This is a genomic window from Pseudomonas sp. XK-1 (assembly GCF_038069885.1).
In the GTDB taxonomy this organism is placed as follows: domain Bacteria; phylum Pseudomonadota; class Gammaproteobacteria; order Pseudomonadales; family Pseudomonadaceae; genus Aquipseudomonas.
Window position 1 is genome coordinate 206984 of record NZ_JBBPES010000003.1, and the last position, 18792, is coordinate 225775.

Here is an 18792-nt window from a genome sequence, read left to right on the forward strand (position 1 = left end):
TCAACGGAATGCCACCCGGCCCAACTTACGGTTAATCGCCTCACAACAGGCAATCGGATACATAACAAAAAAGGAAGCGGTCTTTGCTCTGGCAGCATCCGCTAATCCACCGACTCCGTCTCACGCTCGCAAGAGGTGCACAATATGCAGTCCCCCGCCCCGCGTTTCTCCACCCGCGCCATCCTCTATGCCAGCTACGCCAGCCTACTCGCACTGATATTGCTGATTGCTGGACTCTCGCTGTACAACCTCGCCGCGGCTAAGCGGGAGTTTTCTCAGTATATTGCCGGGATCGAAGTGCGCACCCGTCTGGCTAGCCAGTTGAGTGAGAGCGTCGCGGACCGCGCCATTGCCCTGCGCAATCTGGCCCTGAACAGCGAACCGGCCGCTCGCGGCTCACAGCGGCCAGCCATTGAAGCGCGCGAACAAAACGTCGTGACCAGCCTTGCCGCGCTGCGCCAGGCCATCAAGACCCATGACGATGTCTCGAGCACCGGGCACGACCTGCTCTCACGCATCGAGGAGGTCGAAGGCCGCTATAAACCGGTAGCGCATTCCATCGCCGAGCACCTGTTCAAAGGTGAAGATACCGAGGCCAAGCGTATGGTCAGCACGCAGTGCACACCACTGCTTGAGGAGTTGACCCTGGTGATCAATGAGTACCTCACCCACACCAAGGAGGTAGCGGCTGAGCGCGTCGCCGCAAACGAGGCCCATTACCAGCGCCAGCGCAACCTGCTGATGCTCACCACCGCACTGGCTTTTGTTCTGGCTGCAATACTGGGCAACTGGATCAGCCGCTACCTGCTGCGGGCGCTGGGTGCCGAACCCAGCGACCTCAATCAACTGGCCCAGCGGGTTGCCGAGGGCGACCTGCGCGTCAGCGAACGTAGCGCCGAGCCCCCCAAAGATAGCGTGCTGGCCGCCCTGCAACGTATGCAGAAAAACCTGCGCGACATGACCCAAGGTATTGAAAGCTCTTCCCAGGTGGTGTCCCGGTCCAGCCAGGACCTGAGCCAGTCGAGCCAGCACAATGCCGAAAGCGTGGCCCTGGCGCAGCGCGAGGTCGAGCAAATCGTCACGGCCGTACACCAAATGGCCGCTACCGTGCAGGATGTGGCGCGCAATGCCGAGTCCGCCGCCGGTGCCGCCAGCGAGGCCGACAGTGCCGCCCTGTACAGCCAGCAGAAAGCCAAGGATGCCGTGAACCTGATCAGCGAACTGGCCGAGGTGATCGGCCAGTCCAACGTCGCCATGGGCCGTCTGAAGGATGAAAGCAGCAACATCGGCAGCGTGCTCGACGTGATCAAGTCGGTGGCCGACCAGACCAACCTGCTGGCCCTCAACGCCGCCATCGAAGCCGCACGCGCGGGCGATGCTGGGCGTGGTTTCGCCGTGGTCGCCGACGAGGTGCGCAGCCTGGCACGACGCACCCAACAGGCCACCTCGGAGATTGAGGGGTTGATCGCCGGCTTGCAGAAGATCGCCGACGAAACCTCGCAGTACATGCAACGCTGCCAGCATTCCAGCGCGCAATCAGTGTCCGGGGTTTCCGAGGCCGGTGAAGCGGTAACCCAGATCGTCAGCATGATCGAACGGATCAACGGCATGAACCACCAAATCGCCGCTGCGGCCGAGCAGCAGAGCACGGTTGCCGAACAGATCAGCCGAGGAATCGTGGCTGTGAGCGACAGCGCCGAGCAGTCCGCCGTAGCCTTCCGCAACGCTCAGCAGGAAAGCGAAAGCCTGGCCCGCACCAGCGTGGCCCTGCGCGAAAACATCTCCCGCTTCCAGCTCTGAAACCGCCGTCTGGCCCCTCCCACAAGAGCAGCGGGAATTTGTGGGAGGGGCTTTAGCCGCGACTGGTGCGCACAACCCCAGGTCTATTAGCCCGCACAGCAGCAGCTCTTAGCTCGGCACGCTGGAAACCAGCTTGAGCCCCACCACCCCTGCCAGGATCAAGCCCAGGCAGGCCAGCCGCGCCGTATCGGCCGGCTCGTCGAGGTAGACGATGCCGTAGATGGCAGTGCCCAGCGCGCCGATGCCGACCCACACCGCATAGGCAGTGCCCACCGGCAGGGTGCGCACCGCCTGCGCCAGCAGGTACAGGCTCAGCGCGATAAAGAAGCCGCAATACAGGCTCGGCCACAGGCGGGTGAAGCCCTGGGTCCGCGGAATGGCGGCGGCGTAACAGATCTCGCTGAGGCCGGCCAGAAGCAGGAAGCTCCAGCCGGCAGCGGTTCCGCTGAACAAGGCCATGGCAATCTCCTGGCAGACGGCCCGAGCGCCCGGATGCCGAAGCAGGTTGCGGGCAGCCCAGGCCGGTAAGCGCTAGATGATGCGCGGGGCGAACCCCGCGCGGTGGGATGGGATCAATACTGCTGGCCGGGGATCCAACTGGTACCTGCCAAAGGCACCCGCGCCATGGCGGCGGACTCCACGGTCAGGGCCACCAGGTCCTCGGGGTCGAGGTTGTGCAGGTGCGACTTGCCACAGGCGCGGGCCATGGTCTGCGCCTCCAGTACCAGCACGCGCAGGTAGTTGGCCAGGTGCCGGCCGCCCTCCACCGGGTCCAGGCGCTTGGCCAGCTCGGGGTCCTGGGTGGTGATGCCGGCCGGGTCCTTGCCGTTCTGCCAGTCGTCGTAGAAGCCGGCGGCCGAGCCGATCTTCTTCAACTCTTCGTCCAGGCGTGGGTGGTTGTCGCCCAGGGCGATCAGCGCCGCCGTGCCGATGGCGACCGCATCGGCACCCAGGGCCATGGCCTTGGCCACGTCGGCACCGTTGCGGATACCGCCGGAGACGATCAGCTGTACCTTGCGATGCATGTCCATCTCCTGCAGCGCCTGCACGGCCTGCGGAATGGCGCAGAGAATGGGGATGCCGACGTGCTCGATAAACACCTCCTGGGTCGCCGCCGTACCACCCTGCATACCGTCGAGGACGATCACATCGGCACCGGCCTTCACCGCCAGCTTGACGTCGTAGTACGGACGGCTGGCACCGATCTTCACGTAGATGGGTTTTTCCCAGTCGGTGATTTCCCGCAGCTCGGCAATCTTGATCGCCAGGTCGTCCGGGCCGGTCCAGTCCGGGTGACGGCAGGCGCTGCGCTGGTCGACGCCAACCGGCAGGGTGCGCATGCCGGCGACCCGTTCGGTGACCTTCATGCCCAGCAGCATGCCGCCACCGCCGGGCTTGGCACCCTGGCCGAGAACGATCTCGATGGCGTCGGCCTTGCGCAGGTCGTCAGGGTTCATGCCGTAGCGTGACGGCAGGTACTGGTAGACCAGATGCTGCGACTGGCCACGCTCTTCCGGGGTCATACCGCCGTCGCCGGTGGTGGTGCTGGTGCCGGCGATGGTCGCGCCGCGGCCGAGGGCTTCCTTGGCATTGGCCGACAGCGCACCGAAGCTCATGCCGGCGATGGTCACCGGGATTTTCAGGTGCAGCGGCTTCTTGGCGAAGCGGGTGCCGAGCACCACATCGGTACCGCACTTCTCGCGATAACCTTCCAGCGGGTAGCGCGACATGCTGGCACCGAGCAGCAGCAAGTCGTCGAAGTGCGGCACCTTGCGCTTGGTGCCACCACCGCGGATGTCGTAAATGCCGGTCTCGGCGGCGCGCTGGATTTCCTGGATGGTCAGGCGGTCGAAGGTCGCGGACTCGCGCAGTACCGGTTGAGTTTTGTCGCTCATGGAAAACTCCTCGAAATAGGCAATCCCTGTAGTCGCGGGGTGCTCAGCGCCCGCCTCGCGTCTACAGGCAAAGTGAAGTCAGTACGCGGAGGCGTTGTCGACTTTGAAGTTGTAAAGCTGGCGGGCCGAGCCATAGCGCTTGAAGTCCGCCGCCTTTTCGTTGAAACCGGCGCGGTCGAGCAGCGTCTGCAGCTCTTCGAGGTGCTCGGCACGCATCTCCTTGGCAATGCAGTCCGAGCCCAGCGACTCGACGCTGCCCTTGACGTAGATCCGCGTCTCGTAGAGCGAATCGCCCAGGGCGTCGCCCGCGTCGCCGCACACCACCAAGCGCCCGGCCTGGCCCATAAAGCAGCTCATATGGCCGATGCTGCCGCCGACCACGATGTCGATGCCCTTCATGGAGATGCCGCAGCGCGCGCCGGCATCGCCCTCGATCACCAGCAGGCCGCCGTGAGCCGTGGCACCGGCCGCCTGGGAGGCGCTGCCCTTGACCCGCACATAGCCGGACATCATGTTTTCCGCGCAGCCGACGCCGACATTGCCGTGCACCGTGACCGAGGCCTTCTGGTTCATGCCCGCGCAGTAGTAGCCGGCATGGCCTTCGATATCGATGGAGATTTCCTGGTTTACGCCAACCGCCAGGTTGTGCGCGCCATTGGGGTGGGTGACGACCCACTCGCGGTCCTGCAGGTCGCGGGCCTGATCGTGCAGGGCCTGGTTCAGGTCACGCACGGTGGCGTTGGATAGATCGATGGTTTTCATGTGCGTGCTCCTTAAGCCGACTCGCGTTCCCAGATGTACATGGTGGCCGGGATCGGTTCCCAGACCCTGGCCTTGTCGATGCCCGGCAGGCTCGACAGCGCCTGATATTCCGAGGCCATGGCGACGTAGTCGTCGGTCTCGGCGAGGATCGCCGGCTTACAGGCGATGGGGTCGCGGATCACCGCAAAACCGTTGCGCGTGCCGATGGCGAAGGTGAAGAAGCCGTCGAGGTCCTCCAGCGACTTGTCCAGCGCCTCCTTCAGGCTGTCGCCCTGCTGCAGCCGCCAGGTCAGGTAGCCGGCGGCCACTTCGGTGTCGTTGTCGGTCTCGAAGCTGATGCCCTGGCGCTTGAGCTCCTGGCGCAGGCGGAAGTGGTTGGACAGCGAGCCGTTGTGCACCAGGCAGAGGTCGGCACCGGTGGAAAACGGGTGGCTGCCTTCCATGGTCACCGCACTTTCGGTGGCCATGCGGGTGTGACCGATGATGTGGCTGCCCTTCATCCCGGCCAGGCCGAAGCGTTGGGAGATTTCTCGCGGCAGGCCCATACCCTTGAGGATTTCGATGCTCTGGCCGGCGCTCATGATGCGCACGCTCGGTGCCAGCTCGGCCAGCAGCGCTCGTACGCTGGCCTCATCGGCCTGCACCTTGAGCACCGCGGCGTTGGCGTTCTGGAACCACTCCAGAGCGGTGTCCAGGCGCGCATCGACGGCGGCGATCAGGGCCTTGAAGTCGAAGTCTTCGCCAGTCGCCTGCAAGGTCAGCTTGACCCAGCCGTCGGCCACTTCGTCACCGTAGATGGCGAAGCCGGCGCTGTCCGGGCCACGGGCGGTCATGGCTTCGAGCATGGGTTCGAAGAGCTTGCCGAGCTGCGATTCAAGCTCGGGATTTTTCAGGTAAAGACCCACGATTCCACACATATCAGAAACTCCAGGGCAGAAGACGCCCAGCCTCTTCGCGGGACGTCGGAAACGGTTGATAACGGTCGAAAATCAGAAGAACTCGGTGTAGCGCTGGATCTCCCAGTCGCTCACGTGGCGGCTGTACTCCACCCACTCCATGCGCTTGAGCTTGATGAACTCATCGACGATTCCCGCGCCGAGCACCTCGCGGAACAGGCTGTCGGCCTCCAGCGCATCGCAGGCTTCCTTGAGCGACTGCGGCAGGGTCTTGATGCCGCGCGCGGCGATCTCTTCCAGGCTCAGGCTGTAGAGGTTCTCGTTGCAGATGGCACCCGGCTCCAGCTGGCGGTCGATGCCGTCGAGGCCCGCGGCGATGATTGCGGCGGTGACCAGATAAGGGTTGCAGCCGGCGTCCGGCAGGCGGAACTCCAGGCGGCCATAGGGCACGCGCACCATGGCCGAGCGGTTGTTCGAACCGAAGGCGATAAAGGCCGGAGCCCAGGTCGCACCGGACAGCGAACGGCCCACCACCAGGCGCTTGTAGGAGTTCACCGAAGGCGCGGCGAAGGCGCACAGGGCCGGGCCATGGGCCAGCAGGCCGGCGGCGAAGTGATAGGCCATCTTCGACAGGCCCATGCCGCTGGGGTCGCTGGCGTCGTGGAAGAGGTTCTTGTTGCTGGCACTGGCGATCGACAGGTGGAAATGCATGCCGTTGCCGGCGCGCTTGGGATCGGGCTTGGGCATAAAGGAGCAGATCATGCCCATGTCGTTGGCGATCTCGCCGGCGGCCATGCGGAAGAAGGTGAAGCGATCCGCCGACTCCATGGCATCGCTGTAGGTGTAGTTGATCTCGAACTGGCCGTTGGCGTCCTCGTGATCGATCTGATAGATGTCGAAACCCACCGGCTGCAGCGCCTCGGTCAGGCGCTCAAGGAACTCGCGCGAACGCGACAGGCCCTTGTAGTCGTAGCAGGGCTTGTCCAGGGTGTCGGAGCCATCTACCAGCTGCAGCTTGCCGTCGACGCCACGGCGGAACAGGCTGAACTCCGGCTCCAGACCGGTGTTCAGGGTCCAGCCCTTGTCGGAAAGGCGCTGCACCTGCTGCTGCAGTACATAGCGGCTGTCATAGGGATGCGGTTGGCCCTCAACATGACCGATGCACACCACCCGACCGTAGCCCGGTTGCCAAGGGACCGGGATCAGCGTGGCGAGATCGCCGCGGGCCATAAAGTCCGGGCCGTGAGGCTCCATGCCCATGCCGCAGATGGCAAAGCCGGCGAACCCTGCGCCCTCCTCGGCCACCGCCTGGAGGCCGGACACCGGCACGGATTTGGTCTTCGCAGCGCCGTGTATATCGACGAACTGCGCCAGCACGTACTTGATTCCGTACTGATCGATGATGCGCTGCGTTTCAGTTGGCAACATGAGTCTTCACTCCTGGAAAAAGGCATGGCAATGGGGTGTTGGCAGGCGAACAAGGGCATAGCCACGAGCGACGACCACAGGAATTCCAGGCATGCCGATTGCTCGGGCGAACGCATGGGAGGTTTGGAAGTGGGTCACGGCTATCAAAATTCCAATCAGGAAAGTTAGTTTCCCATCAGGAATGCAAATGCCTTGCCAATCTGAAGTGCGGCTGTCGAAGGCGCTTTACCCCACGATTTGCCACTGTTTATATGGGAAACTACTTTTCCCTTGAGGAAAGTCGCGACATCATCCGGTGACGGGCTCACCGAAACTGCGCTTTCCTGGTGCGAATTTTAATTTCTTGGATTGAAATAGTGCGGAATATAACCCCTATGACGAGCGAAACCCCACCGCGCCTCCGGCTGGAGCAATACCTGGGCATGCAGATCAAGCGCCAGCGCCAGGCACAGGAACTCAAACTGGCGGACGTGGCCCGCATTGCCGGCATCAGCCAGGGCATGCTGAGCAAGATCGAAAACGCCCAGGTGTCCACCAGCCTGGATGCCCTCAGCCGTCTATGCGATGTGCTCGGCATGCCCATGTCCAAACTCTTCAGCCAGTACGACCAGCCCGACGGCAACGCCATCCTGATCAAGGCCGGCGAAGGCCTCGAAGTGGTTCGCCGCGGCACCGAGAAGGGCCATACCTACCACCTGCTCAACCACACCCGTGGGCCGAAGAAGAACTTCGAGGCCTATATGGTGACCATGGACGACGCCAGCGAGGAGTTCCCCACCTTCTCCCATCCCGGCACCGAGTTCCTCCACCTGCTGGAGGGCGAACTGATCTACCGCCACGGCAATCAGCTCTACCCGATGCAAGCCGGCGACAGCCTGACCTTCGACGGCGACATCCCCCACGGCCCGGAGAAACTGCTGCAGGTGCCAATACGCTTGCTGTCGGTGATGAACTACGGCAACCAGTAAGGCCTGGCCTGCACCAGCCGATAGAGGCGAACGTACTGGTAGCCCGGAGAAATCCGAGGGAATCCACCACCCGTAACGGCATGCCAAAGGCCTTTGTGGGAGGGGCTTTAGCCGCGACAACCACCGCTAAAGCGCAGCTAGCTACCCAGATGCCGCACCACCTGCTGCGCCTCTTGCGTCATGGCCTGCACCAGCGCCTGACGTCGTGCGTCGGTCATGCGCGGGCGGGCCAGGGCGCAACTGAGTGCGCCGATGGCTTGCCCGCCGGCATCCAGAATCGGCACTGCCAAGCCGGTGTAACCCGGCAAACGGCGATCCACCAGGCCGCTGGCAAAGCCAAGCCGGCGCACGCTGGCGAGACTCGCGTTGATCTGTTCCACCTCCAGGCCGTAGTCCAGGCGCAGGCTCGCGGCATTGTGACGGAGGATCTCGTTACGCTCGGCCTTGTCCATCCACGCCAGCAGTGCCTGGGACGCCTGCCCCACTCCCATGGGCATGCGCCCGCCGACACTGCGGCTGTAGCTCTGCACCGGTAGCTCGCCGGCCAGCATGTCCAGGCACAGCACCTGATACCCATCAGCCACCAGCAGAAAGAAGCTGTCACCGAAGCGCTGCGCCAGGCGCAACAGCACCGGCCGCGCCTGTTCACGCAGGGCGCTGGCGTTGCCGGCCTGGGCACCCAGGGCAAACAGTTCATAACCCAGCACATAGTGCCCACGCCGCCGCGCCGGGCGCACGAAACCCTGACGACGCAGGTATTGCAACAGGCGATAGGTGGTCGGCTGGGAACACTCGGTTGCCGCACACAACTGCGCCGGGGTCGCCCCCTCGGCACCGACCGCCGCGATCAGGCGCAGCAGCTGGAAAGCCCGCTCAAGGCTGCGGGTGCCACGCATGGCATCAGTCATTTTTCTCACCTGGTAATAAACAAGGCCCGGCCGCGGCGATGCAAGTTGCGCGCCTCAATGGCCCCGGCATGCTTGCCACAGCACCCACCAGGATCCCGCCATGTACCCGCAGATCGAACGAATCAGCAGCGACACGTCCTTACCTGAAAGCACCGAAGTGGCCGTTATCGGCGGCGGCATCATCGGCGTCAGTACCGCCTACTGGCTGGCCCGCCGGGGCATCCCGGTCACCCTTCTGGAAAAAGGCCTGATCGGCGCAGAGCAGTCTTCACGCAACTGGGGCTGGTGCCGCAGCATGGGGCGTGACCTCAGGGAGATTCCCCTGGCCCTGGCCAGCCTCGACCTGTGGGACGCCTGGCAAGCCGGGTTGGGTGAAGACCTGGGCTTTCGCCGCAGCGGCGTGCTCTATGCCTGCGAGAACCCGCGCCAGTTGCAGCAACAGGCCGACTGGCTGCAAGCGGCCACCGCCTATGGCTCACAAGCCAGGCTGCTGGAGGGTCGCGATCTGCAGCGCATCCTGCCCGAAGGCGCTGCCGCTGGCTGGAGCGGTGCCCTGCATACGCCTAGTGACGGCCGCGCCGAACCGCATCTCGCCAGCGCGGTAATCGCCCGCGCGGCGCAACGCCTTGGTGCACGCATCATCACCGGCTGCGCGGTGCGCGGCCTGGATATAGAGGCGGGACAGGTGCGCGGCCTGTACAGCGAACGTGGCCGCTTGCGCTGCTCGACCGTGGTGCTGGCCGGCGGTGCCTGGTCGACGCTGTTCTGCGCCAACCTCGGCCTGCGCCTGCCACAACTGAAGGTGATTGCGTCGGTACTGCGCACCGCGCCGATGCCGGGCGGCCCAGAACTGGCCGTGGGTGCCGAGCGCTATGCCTTCCGCAAACGCGCCGATGGCGGTTACAGCATCGCCCAGCGCAGCGCCAACCTGGCCCCCATCACCCCGGACAGCTTCCGCTACCTGCGCGACTTTCTGCCGGCGCTGAGCCAGCAATACCGTGAAGTCCGCGTGCGCCTGGATCACCGCTTTATGCAGGAGCTGCGTCAGCCAAGGCGCTGGGACATGGATGGCCCGAGCCCCTTCGAGCACTGCCGCGTGCTCGACCCACAGCCCTGCGCGAGCATTCTCGACGAAGCGCGCCAGGCGCTGGGCGCAGCCTTCCCCTTCTTCCGCACAGTGAAAATCGAACAGAGCTGGGCAGGGGCGATGGACGTCACCCCGGACGCCATTCCGGTAATAGGCCCGGTCACCCTCCTCCCCGGCCTGTACCTCTCCACCGGCTACTCCGGCCACGGCTTCGGCATCGCCCCAGGTGCCGGCCACCTGCTGGCCGACCTGATCGACGGCAGCCAGCCGCTGGTCGACCCAAGCCCGTTCGCCTTTGAACGGCTCTGAGATTTGCAGCAAGCCGCTTCCAAGGTTCACGCACTTGTGGGGGAGACTTGGCCGGCGATGTGGTGGTACCGGGTCGAGTCAATAACTGCGCGTTCTGGCTGGAGGTGGACGTGAATGAAGGGCAGTTATCGGCCCTGAGGGGACACAGGGAATATAAATCCGTCCCCTTTCTGATTGGCCTGCTAACGGCCAGCGCCCTGACAGCGGCGGTCGGCAAACCTGAGCGCTTTGCCAGCGGCCGCCAGCTGAGCGCCTGGCTGGGCATGACCCCGAACGAATTCAGCAGTGGCGAACGCCGAAGGCTTGGGCGGATTAGCTGCAAGGGCAATATCTATGTGCGCACGCTATTTATCCACGGTTCGCGAGCGGCCTTGCTGGCGGCTCAGCGCTGCCAGGCACGCACGCCGGAGAAACTGACCCAGTTACAGCGCTGGGCCGTCGAGACAGCTGCGCGAATTGGCCACAACAAAGCGGCTGTGGCGTTGGCCAACAAACTGATACGGATCTGCTGGGCGGTGTGGTGCCACGAGCGGCGGTTCAATGGCAATTGGCAGAGCACAAAGCCCGCCTGACGGCGGGGGTAATCAGGAAGGCGTGATGGTTTTCTTGTGGTTGTGGTGAGCAGCAGCACTGTCGGAACAGGCGAGTCCTGCAGCGGAATAAGGCCGATAACAATGATGATCTGTGTGATCGATTGAACGCTTGGCCCCCGCTGCGCGAACTACAGAATGGCCAGGGCGGTAAAGCCCACAACAGGCCGGATATACGAATGCAACCGCGCTGACGACAGATGCAAAAGCAAAGCTTTGCTCACTACTTGTGGGGAGAGTCCATATACAGTTGTTAGCCAAAATACACAAGCGCCAGTATAGAAATTACTACAATTATCGAAATTATTATAGTTGATGAGTTTTTGGCATTCTTGGTTTTCGGATTTTTGATTGTGGAAGATAATTTTTTTTCTAAACTTACAGAATTGGCGATGCTGCTTATAAGATTTTTTTCTTGAGCCTTACTTTTATCAGCAAGCTTTGCTTCGTATTCGCGCCATACTTCATTATGCATTTCATGCAGGGTGGTATGGCTTTGTGGCTCTCCCCACTGTTCTGTAAGACATTTAACATCTGTTTTGTTTAGCAAGCTCAAATGTTTGTAGCCGAGCGATCCGTATGAAAATAGAAGCCCTTTTAGCTTTTTCCCTGGTATGGATTCGATAACGTTATAACCGGGTTCTTGCAAAACATCTGAGTAGGGGGTCGAGAAAGAATTTATGGCTGCCAGCCAGTATAAAAGTGCTAGTTCTTCATCGTAATTTATTTCTTGCTTTCTTTTGTCGCGTATCAGTGTTCTTGTTGCAATTGCAGCTTCTCTAAATGAAGCGGGTAATGGCAAATTTTCCAAAGCTAAAGCTAGGCGCTGAATAGGCTCGCCTTTAAGTTTCTTTATGCGGTCAGCCCAAAATTCGCCTGACTGCAACTCGTCTCTATGACGCGACCAGAAGTCTTCAGCATGTTTTGCTGCATCTGAATCTGTTTCAGTTTTATGCCATGACTCGTTCATGGAGCTCCTGCGGGGGGCTAACGATTAAGCTAAGGGGCCGGCTTTAGCCGGTCCCAGCGAACGTAGTGAGCGATTTGAGCGCATAGTTAGCCGCCGAGCGCAGATTTAACAATAGACGCAGCAGTATTTTTTGCTACCTCTGATATCAGCTCAAAGGTCATTGAAATACCTTGGTCTGTAAATATTTTCTTGGTTTTAGTCCAAACAGTGTCGCTTCTTATTGCATCAAGAAACTCATGCCCCTCCCAGGTTAGGCTTCGAGCGAAGAAATCTTTAACCTCGGGCCCGAGAGTTTGTGACACTTGGCCGTTTACTAAGCCTGCACTCATAAGAAGGGCTATATGGTAGGAGACTTCAGCAGCCCGCTCCGCTGGAAAGTTAGATAAGCGCACCATGTCGGTAGGAAGAGTGCATTCTTCAACCTTTGTGAGTATCTCTCGGATTGTGTCCCAGTTACGTTTCATGGAGAGTGCTCCGAACTTTGAATAGTGGCTAACGTTTGGTTAAGGGGCGGGCTTTAGCCCGTCCCAGTGAGCGAAGCGAACGGTTTGAACCATTTGTTATGCTTTTTAGGGTTGTAGAGTCAAGTAAGTGTGCGTTTGGTCCTGTTGCGGAGCTTTAATCAAGGAATCTGAAAACTTAGCCCCTCTTAACTGTATAAACAACGATACGCCTGAATGGGATCAAGCTGGATTTAACTATTATTTCTGTTCCGTCTTTTTCTACAACATATTTTAAATTGCGCACATAGTGTTTGACGCCCTTGATCTCTATGGTCTCACTTCCTCTGATGTATGCGACATCCTCGCATTCTTCAGAAAGTTCCGCCATGATATTGATCATGGCTTGATCTTCATAATCTTTAACTTCGTTAAGAATATTTCGCCAGGTTGTTTTCTCAAGCCCCCCCTTGCTACGCTCAATATTAATTATTTCCAGTTTTCTGTGAGCAAATAAATAGATTAAACCAGAGGCAAGAAATATAAATACAGAGGAAGTGACGATCGCCCAACTGGCAAAGGTTAGGCCCAGAAATGTTGCTGGTGCCAAGCCAAGGCTTTGAGCTAATCCGGACAATCCTACAGCACTAAGCCCAGTACCTACCGCGGTTCCTGCAGATGATAAAGTCCCTCCAAGAGCGGCATAAACGCCCGCGGCTGAAGTAATACCAAGAGCCGATAAGAGCCCAGCATTACCTGCAATAAAAGCTCCAACCCAAGTAGTAGAAAGCGTACCGGCAATATAACCGCCCGCAGCAGTTGATGCGATCCAGGCACCTGAGGAGTGGAGAAGCGGTATGGCAATAAAAGGCAGCATAATTATTCCTTACGTTTTTATGAATAAACTCCGTCTCAAAAAAAGGGAGTGATAAATGGTAGTGAGAATACCTACCCGCTGTCACCGACGCTTTTGATTTCGACTGTAAGCGGCATAACGTTTGGTTAAGGGGCGGGCTTTAGCCCGTCCCAGTGAGCGGAGCGAACGGTTTGAACCACTAGTTAGGGTGGCCCACGGTTTTAAGCCGAGCTAGATATTTTTTTATTTGATTATTCTGGCTGTCACCAATAGTTCCAGCCAGGTTTACTGAAAGCTCTTCGTTTGAAGTTAATCCGCCGTTCGTAATGTTCGCAGAACCTATGATTGCTTTGTATTCACCAGCGTTCTCAAAGTAGTAAATTTTTGAATGAAGATATTTAGCGCTGTCGTCTACTACTATGTGGATAATTGACTCTCTTGATTTTATAGACTTTATTGCTCGGCTATCAGTATGTTTTTTATTTGAGTAGATAGTGATTTTGCTTTTGTTTTTTAAGGCGAGATCAATGGCCGGGAGTAAGTGTATAAGCCCTGCATGTTTCAGCCACCCAGAACACAGTACTGATATTTCAGAGCGTTTTATCAACTCGGCTAAAACCTTACCGTGGTTGTCTTCATTAGCGTTTAGCTGAAGGAGCATGCTCTTACCCTAACGTTTGGTTAAGGGGCGGGCTTTAGCCCGTCCCAGTGAGCGAAGCGAACGGTTTGAACCAGTTGTTATGTTTCAAACAACGCGTCCGGTAGTTTGTATTCGGCACCAAACTCATTTAATAGGTGCATTATTTTAATTATTAAATTTATGCCTTTTATTGCATCGGATCTTTCGCAGTTCATGCCATTGTGAATAGCATCGTTTCGTGTGTTGTTAAGCCACTTAAGCTCGCCAGCAAGCTGCCCCTTCTCGATTATAGATACACCTGTAAGAGCTTTGTGGAAGCTGCCAAGATAAATTCTCAATCGGTCATAACCTACTTTGGAAAGTAAATCGCCACTTTCATCGCTTGATAGAGTTGCCATTTTTTTCTTTAGGTGGTCTTGGACTGAACTGTCAAGCAATGAGAATGCAATTAGTAGGCCTTCACTGTTATATCCACGCTCCACGAGTTCGGAGGCTCTAACTAATGTATACCACTCGTTGGATGGCACTGATGTTTTGTGGGGCAAGGAGGTTTGTAGTGATTGATTTTCCGCATAGAAACTTGAGTTTCCTTGCATTGCTTGTGTTTCACCATCAACCACTAACTGATAAAAAAGTAAATCTATTATTCCTACGCTTCGTATTTCTTTTGTGTTCTTCGTGTTGCCATCATTGAATTTCGCAATGAATAAAATTGTATTCAGATATCCTAATATCTCCCATAGGAGTTTGTCAGACTGGCATCTTTTGGTGAGCGACGCTTTATCTCCGGCATGCGTTATATGCATGGTTAGTTTGACGATTAGCATATAGGATGTGTCAATTGACTTAATACCAGGAATAATGTCGAATTTATTCTCTGGGGATATCTGCAGTGTCACGGGATGGTTTGATTTTTTTACTTCTGCAGTAAGAGCCATTCCCTTGAGTCGAGGTTTGAATGGCAGTACTGCTATGAATTCTAGTTCTCTATCCATTTTCGCCTTGAAACATAACGTTTGGTTAAGGGGCGGGCTTTAGCCCGTCCCAGTGAGCGAAGCGAACGGTTTGAACCATTTGTTAGTGTTGCACTGCAAGAATTTTCAGTTTTGCAATTTTGAAGAAATTTGTGATTTCCCCTATGTCCATCTTTGCTTCTGTTTCGAGGCCGCCAAACCATCCATAAGTATCTTCGTAAAGTGCATATGCTACTTCATGATGGTTATTGATGAAGTTCTGCAAAAGAGAACTTGTTACCCGGTTTAGCGAGCAATGGAATGAGCACTTATTCCTTACTGCTCGTAATTCTTTTGCAAATGTTGTACTTAGCTCAAGATCTGTGAAATGCGAAAATTCATCTTTACCGCTCCTGAGTAAAGACAACCTTCTGTTTATTGCTTTTTCAGCCTCAAATTGAATGTGCTTGTCAATTTCAGCACCAAATGATTTTTCATTAATTGAGCTTTCATTCGATACGATTTGAAGTGCTAGAAGGCACTCATACAAATGGCCGCACCACCTAGAATAACTGTCGAATGCCAATATTTGGATGTGTGGATTATCTTCCGGTATTGTTTCAGTAATTATTGTGCCGGCAATTTTGAAGAAGTTGTCGAAGGCAAGTTTTGCTCGGATTATCTCGAAGCGTATGCTTTTGTATAGAGCTTCTCGTTTTGAAGGGCTCACTTGGGCTTCCTTGCAACACTAACGTTAAATAGACACCAAATGGTGTGATAACGCTTTTACGGGCGTGGTGGATAACATTCCGTGTCCTATCTGGCGTCCGCTCTAGAATGGGCTGTACAGCGGATGGGGCGTCACAATGGGGTGTTATACACCATGAACGATAAAAGCCTAACTTGCTCGGCCAGACTCACTTGAATCGTGGCTGCATTGACGCCCGTTATATCGGTTTTCACCGCTACCGTCACCAGCCAGGATGGCAAAAGGATGGCATTTTTTGAGGCTCGCCCGCCCCTGCCACTTGCCCGAACATAGCCAATCCATCCAGCAACCGCCCTGAAGCCAGCCTGCAATTCGGCACCTGACTTTCCTCCCAGGATAAAAATTTTCATAACAGGCTAGACCTGCGACCTCGCTTCGCCTATAAAAGCGCCTGAGGAATTTTATATTCCTGCGAGTAAAAATAAATCACAGATAAAACCTTGCTTCACCCTTGAAGATTTCCGCCCTGCGCCGAGCTGCCGCCACTCCAATAGAGGACCAGATATGCAACATGCCAAGCACCAGTACGTGATCAAGATCAGTTGCCCGGCGGCCTCGGGCATCGTCGCGGCGGTGACCACTTATCTGGCGGACAAGGGTTGCTACATCAGTGAAATGTCGCAGTTCGACGACGAGACCAGCGGCCGCTTCTTTATGCGCGCGGTGTTTCGCTTTAACGACAGCTACGAAGGCGATATCGACGAGGTCGAGCAAGGTTTTGCGGCGGTGGCCCAGCGCTTCGATATGCAGTGGACGCTGCACAGCACCGCCACGCCCATGCGCGTGCTGCTGATGGTAAGCAAGTTCGACCACTGCCTGACCGACCTGCTCTATCGCTACCACAAGGGCGAGATGGACATGCAGATCACCGCCATCGTCTCCAACCACCTCGACCTGCGGCCCATGGCCGAGCGCGAGGGCATTCGTTTTATCTACCTGCCGGTGACCAAGGACAGCAAGGCCGAGCAGGAAGCCGCGCTGATGAAGATCGTCGACGAGACCCGCACCGAGCTGGTGGTGCTGGCCCGCTATATGCAAATCCTCTCCGACGATCTATGCAAACAACTGTCGGGGCGCGCGATCAATATCCATCACTCCTTTCTGCCCGGCTTCAAGGGGGCCAAGCCCTACCATCAGGCCTACGAGCGTGGGGTCAAGCTGATCGGTGCCACCGCCCATTACGTCACCTCGGACCTGGACGAGGGCCCGATCATCGAGCAGGAAGTGCAGCGTGTGGACCACGCCCACCTGCCTGACGATCTGGTGGCCATCGGCCGCGATACGGAAACAGTGGCCCTGTCCAAGGCGGTGAAATACCACCTTGAGCACCGGGTTTTCCTTAACCAGGACCGCACGGTGATCTTCCGGTGAACAGCCTCTCCAGCGTGAAAATCATCGACGGCAAGGCCGCCGCCGCGCGGGTTTTGCGTGAAGTCCGCATTGAGGTCGAACAACTTATGCGCGTCGGCATTCAGCCAGGGCTGGCTGTGGTGCTGGTGGGCTGCGACCCGGCCAGCCAGGTTTATGTGCGCAACAAGGTGCTACGCGCCGAGGAAACCGGTATTCGCTCGATCGAGCACAAGCTGCCGGCCGACACGGGCGAAGCCGCCCTGCTTGAGTTGATCGAACGGCTTAACGCCGACCCGGCAGTCAACGGCATCCTGGTGCAGTTGCCGCTGCCCAGACACATCGACGAGCACCGCGTGCTCCAGGCCATCGACCCGTTGAAGGATGTCGACGGCTTCCATGCCGAGAACGTCGGTGGCCTTAGCCAGGGCCGCGAGGTACTCACGCCCTGCACCCCGGCCGGCTGTATGCGCCTGCTGCAGGACAGCTGTGGCGAGCTGGCCGGCAAGCATGCGGTGGTGATCGGCCGCTCCAATATCGTCGGCAAACCCATGGCGGCGCTGCTGCTCAAGGCCCATTGCACGGTCACGGTGGTGCATTCACGCAGCAGCAATTTGCGCGAGCTGTGCCGCCAGGCCGACATTCTGGTCGCCGCCGTGGGCAAGCCGCGCCTGGTCGATGCCAGCTGGCTCAAGCCCGGCGCGGTGGTGATCGACGTCGGCATCAACCGCATCGAGGAAGACGGCAAGAGCCGTCTGGTCGGTGATGTCGACTTCGACAGCGCCCTCAGTCAGGTCTCGGCCATCACCCCGGTACCCGGTGGCGTCGGCCCCATGACCATCGCCTACCTGATGCAGAACACCGTTACCGCCGCCCGCCTTCAGCGCCCGGCACTCCTTTCCCACTCCACCTTTGCGGAGGCGTCATGCCCTTCAATCTCCTGAAATACGGCCTGAGCGCCGAGTACCCGGTGGAGGTCGACATACCCGCGCCGCGGGAACTGAAGAAGGCCTATGACGTGGTGATCATCGGTGGCGGCGGCCATGGCCTGGCGATTGCCTATTACCTGGCCAAGTACCACGGCGTAACCAATGTCGCGGTGCTGGAGAAGTCCTACCTGGGCAGCGGCAACACCGCGCGCAACACCGCGGTGATCCGCTCCAACTACCTCACCAGCGAGGGCGTACGCTTCTACGCCGAGTCGGTGAAGATGTTCCAGAACCTGGCCAACGAATTCGACTTCAACATCATGTATTCCGAGCGTGGCCAGCTCACCCTGGCCCACACGGACGCTACCGTGCGCGCCTTTCGCCAGCGCGCCGAGGTAAACAAGCACTTCGGCGGGCGCACCGAGATGATCGACCGCCAGCAGATCCGCGAGCTGGTGCCGACCCTCAATCTCGATCCTGGCCATCTGCCGGTGATCGCCGGGCTCTGGCACATCGACGGGGCCACGGCCCGCCACGACGCCGTGGCCTGGGGCTACGCCAAGCAGGCGGCCAAGCGTGGGGTGGAGATCCACCAGCTCACCGAGGTGCAGGACCTGGTGGTGGAGAACGGCCGCATCACCGCGGTGAAGACCAACCGCGGCACGGTGCAATGCGGCTGCGCGGTGCAGGCCATCGCCGGGCACAGCTCGTTGATGCTGGCCAAGGCCGGGATCCGCGCGCCGATCCAGACCTACCCGTTGCAGGCCATGGTGACCCAGCCGTTCAAGCCCTTCCTCGACCCGCTGGTGAGCTCCTCCGCCCTGCACTGCTATGTGCAGCAGACCAGCCGTGGCGAGATCGTCTTCGGCGGCGGTTCCGACCCCTACCCGCTGTACAACTCCCGCTCGACCCTGGACCTCAAGGAAAGCCTGCTGGCCCACGCCATCGAGATGTTCCCCTTTATGGCCAACGCCAAGCTGATGCGCCAGTGGGCCGGGATCACCGATATGACCCCGGACTACAGCCCGATCATGGGTCTGTCGCCGGTGCAGAACTACTACCTCGACGCCGGCTGGGGCACCTGGGGCTTCAAGGCCACGCCCATCTGCGGCAAGACCATGGCCGAGCTGGTGGCCAGCGGCGGCAAGGTGCCGGAGCTGATCAAACCCTTTGCCCTGGAGCGTTTCAGCAGCTTCCAGCAGGTCAACGAAATGGGTGCCACGGCGGCCAGCCACTGAGGGGATA

General features: G+C 58.6%; 19 protein-coding genes and 1 pseudogene. 7 read left to right on the forward strand and 13 right to left on the reverse strand.

Annotated features, from left to right (window positions below):
* The first annotated feature begins 144 nt into the window (after nucleotides 1-144).
* A complete protein-coding gene (locus tag WMW70_RS09315) occupies nucleotides 145-1800 on the forward strand; it encodes a methyl-accepting chemotaxis protein (RefSeq protein WP_341437238.1) in 1656 nt (551 codons plus the stop codon).
* A gap of 108 nt (nucleotides 1801-1908) precedes the next feature.
* Here WMW70_RS09315 and WMW70_RS09320 read toward each other — a convergent pair whose 3' ends face one another.
* The 5 genes from WMW70_RS09320 to glnT form a co-directional block, all read right to left on the reverse strand.
* Nucleotides 1909-2259: a DMT family transporter gene (locus tag WMW70_RS09320; RefSeq protein ID WP_341437239.1), complete on the reverse strand. Its 351-nt coding sequence runs from the start codon at nucleotides 2257-2259 to the stop codon at nucleotides 1909-1911.
* A 113-nt stretch (nucleotides 2260-2372) separates the two neighbouring features.
* A complete protein-coding gene (locus WMW70_RS09325; RefSeq protein ID WP_341437240.1) occupies nucleotides 2373-3695 on the reverse strand; it encodes an FMN-binding glutamate synthase family protein in 1323 nt (440 codons plus the stop codon).
* A gap of 78 nt (nucleotides 3696-3773) precedes the next feature.
* Complete coding sequence (locus WMW70_RS09330) at nucleotides 3774-4457, reverse strand: GltB/FmdC/FwdC-like GXGXG domain-containing protein (protein ID WP_341437241.1); 684 nt, start codon at nucleotides 4455-4457, stop codon at nucleotides 3774-3776.
* 11 nt (nucleotides 4458-4468) lie between these two features.
* Nucleotides 4469-5374 carry a class II glutamine amidotransferase gene (locus tag WMW70_RS09335; RefSeq protein ID WP_341437242.1) on the reverse strand — a complete coding sequence of 302 codons (906 nt, stop codon included), beginning with the start codon at nucleotides 5372-5374 and terminating at the stop codon, nucleotides 4469-4471.
* A 72-nt stretch (nucleotides 5375-5446) separates the two neighbouring features.
* Nucleotides 5447-6781, reverse strand: coding sequence for a type III glutamate--ammonia ligase (gene glnT, locus WMW70_RS09340; protein ID WP_341437243.1), 1335 nt, complete (start codon nucleotides 6779-6781; stop codon nucleotides 5447-5449).
* A gap of 374 nt (nucleotides 6782-7155) precedes the next feature.
* Here glnT and WMW70_RS09345 point away from each other — a divergent pair, with 374 nt between their 5' ends.
* Nucleotides 7156-7749, forward strand: coding sequence for a cupin domain-containing protein (locus WMW70_RS09345; RefSeq protein ID WP_341437244.1), 594 nt, complete (start codon nucleotides 7156-7158; stop codon nucleotides 7747-7749).
* A gap of 137 nt (nucleotides 7750-7886) precedes the next feature.
* Here WMW70_RS09345 and WMW70_RS09350 read toward each other — a convergent pair whose 3' ends face one another.
* Nucleotides 7887-8657 carry an IclR family transcriptional regulator gene (locus WMW70_RS09350; RefSeq protein WP_341437245.1) on the reverse strand — a complete coding sequence of 257 codons (771 nt, stop codon included), beginning with the start codon at nucleotides 8655-8657 and terminating at the stop codon, nucleotides 7887-7889.
* 100 nt (nucleotides 8658-8757) lie between these two features.
* On the opposite strand from WMW70_RS09350, the gene WMW70_RS09355 reads away from it, so the two are divergent.
* Both WMW70_RS09355 and WMW70_RS09360 read left to right on the forward strand, forming a co-directional pair.
* On the forward strand, nucleotides 8758-10053 hold the full coding sequence (locus WMW70_RS09355; protein WP_341437246.1) for an NAD(P)/FAD-dependent oxidoreductase: 1296 nt from the start codon (nucleotides 8758-8760) through the stop codon (nucleotides 10051-10053).
* A 173-nt stretch (nucleotides 10054-10226) separates the two neighbouring features.
* Nucleotides 10227-10625 (forward strand): annotated as a pseudogene (locus tag WMW70_RS09360) (transposase); the annotation flags it as partial.
* A 271-nt stretch (nucleotides 10626-10896) separates the two neighbouring features.
* Here WMW70_RS09360 and WMW70_RS09365 read toward each other — a convergent pair.
* From WMW70_RS09365 to WMW70_RS09395, 7 genes are all read right to left on the reverse strand, one after another.
* Nucleotides 10897-11613 (reverse strand): hypothetical protein, encoded by a 717-nt coding sequence (locus tag WMW70_RS09365; RefSeq protein WP_341437247.1) that lies wholly within the window; start codon nucleotides 11611-11613, stop codon nucleotides 10897-10899.
* 86 nt (nucleotides 11614-11699) lie between these two features.
* Complete coding sequence (locus WMW70_RS09370; protein WP_341437248.1) at nucleotides 11700-12077, reverse strand: DUF2513 domain-containing protein; 378 nt, start codon at nucleotides 12075-12077, stop codon at nucleotides 11700-11702.
* Between the two features lie 175 nt (nucleotides 12078-12252).
* A complete protein-coding gene (locus WMW70_RS09375; RefSeq protein WP_341437249.1) occupies nucleotides 12253-12930 on the reverse strand; it encodes a hypothetical protein in 678 nt (225 codons plus the stop codon).
* 178 nt (nucleotides 12931-13108) lie between these two features.
* Nucleotides 13109-13570, reverse strand: a complete 462-nt coding sequence (locus WMW70_RS09380) for a restriction endonuclease PLD domain-containing protein (RefSeq protein WP_341437250.1) — start codon at nucleotides 13568-13570, stop codon at nucleotides 13109-13111.
* Between the two features lie 77 nt (nucleotides 13571-13647).
* On the reverse strand, nucleotides 13648-14544 hold the full coding sequence (locus WMW70_RS09385) for a hypothetical protein (protein ID WP_341437251.1): 897 nt from the start codon (nucleotides 14542-14544) through the stop codon (nucleotides 13648-13650).
* Nucleotides 14545-14626: 82 nt separating this feature from the next.
* On the reverse strand, nucleotides 14627-15232 hold the full coding sequence (locus tag WMW70_RS09390; RefSeq protein ID WP_341437252.1) for a hypothetical protein: 606 nt from the start codon (nucleotides 15230-15232) through the stop codon (nucleotides 14627-14629).
* A gap of 131 nt (nucleotides 15233-15363) precedes the next feature.
* Nucleotides 15364-15621 carry a hypothetical protein gene (locus tag WMW70_RS09395; RefSeq protein ID WP_341437253.1) on the reverse strand — a complete coding sequence of 86 codons (258 nt, stop codon included), beginning with the start codon at nucleotides 15619-15621 and terminating at the stop codon, nucleotides 15364-15366.
* Between the two features lie 154 nt (nucleotides 15622-15775).
* On the opposite strand from WMW70_RS09395, the gene purU reads away from it, so the two are divergent.
* The 3 genes from purU to WMW70_RS09410 are packed head-to-tail and all read left to right on the forward strand — an operon-like array spanning nucleotide 15776 to nucleotide 18785.
* Nucleotides 15776-16642, forward strand: a complete 867-nt coding sequence (purU, locus tag WMW70_RS09400) for a formyltetrahydrofolate deformylase (protein ID WP_341437254.1) — start codon at nucleotides 15776-15778, stop codon at nucleotides 16640-16642.
* On the forward strand, nucleotides 16639-17562 hold the full coding sequence (folD, locus tag WMW70_RS09405) for a bifunctional methylenetetrahydrofolate dehydrogenase/methenyltetrahydrofolate cyclohydrolase FolD (protein ID WP_341437255.1): 924 nt from the start codon (nucleotides 16639-16641) through the stop codon (nucleotides 17560-17562). Before purU ends, folD begins: the two co-directional genes overlap by 4 nt.
* On the forward strand, nucleotides 17544-18785 hold the full coding sequence (locus tag WMW70_RS09410; protein ID WP_341437256.1) for an FAD-dependent oxidoreductase: 1242 nt from the start codon (nucleotides 17544-17546) through the stop codon (nucleotides 18783-18785). Before folD ends, WMW70_RS09410 begins: the two co-directional genes overlap by 19 nt.
* Nucleotides 18786-18792: the final 7 nt, after the last annotated feature.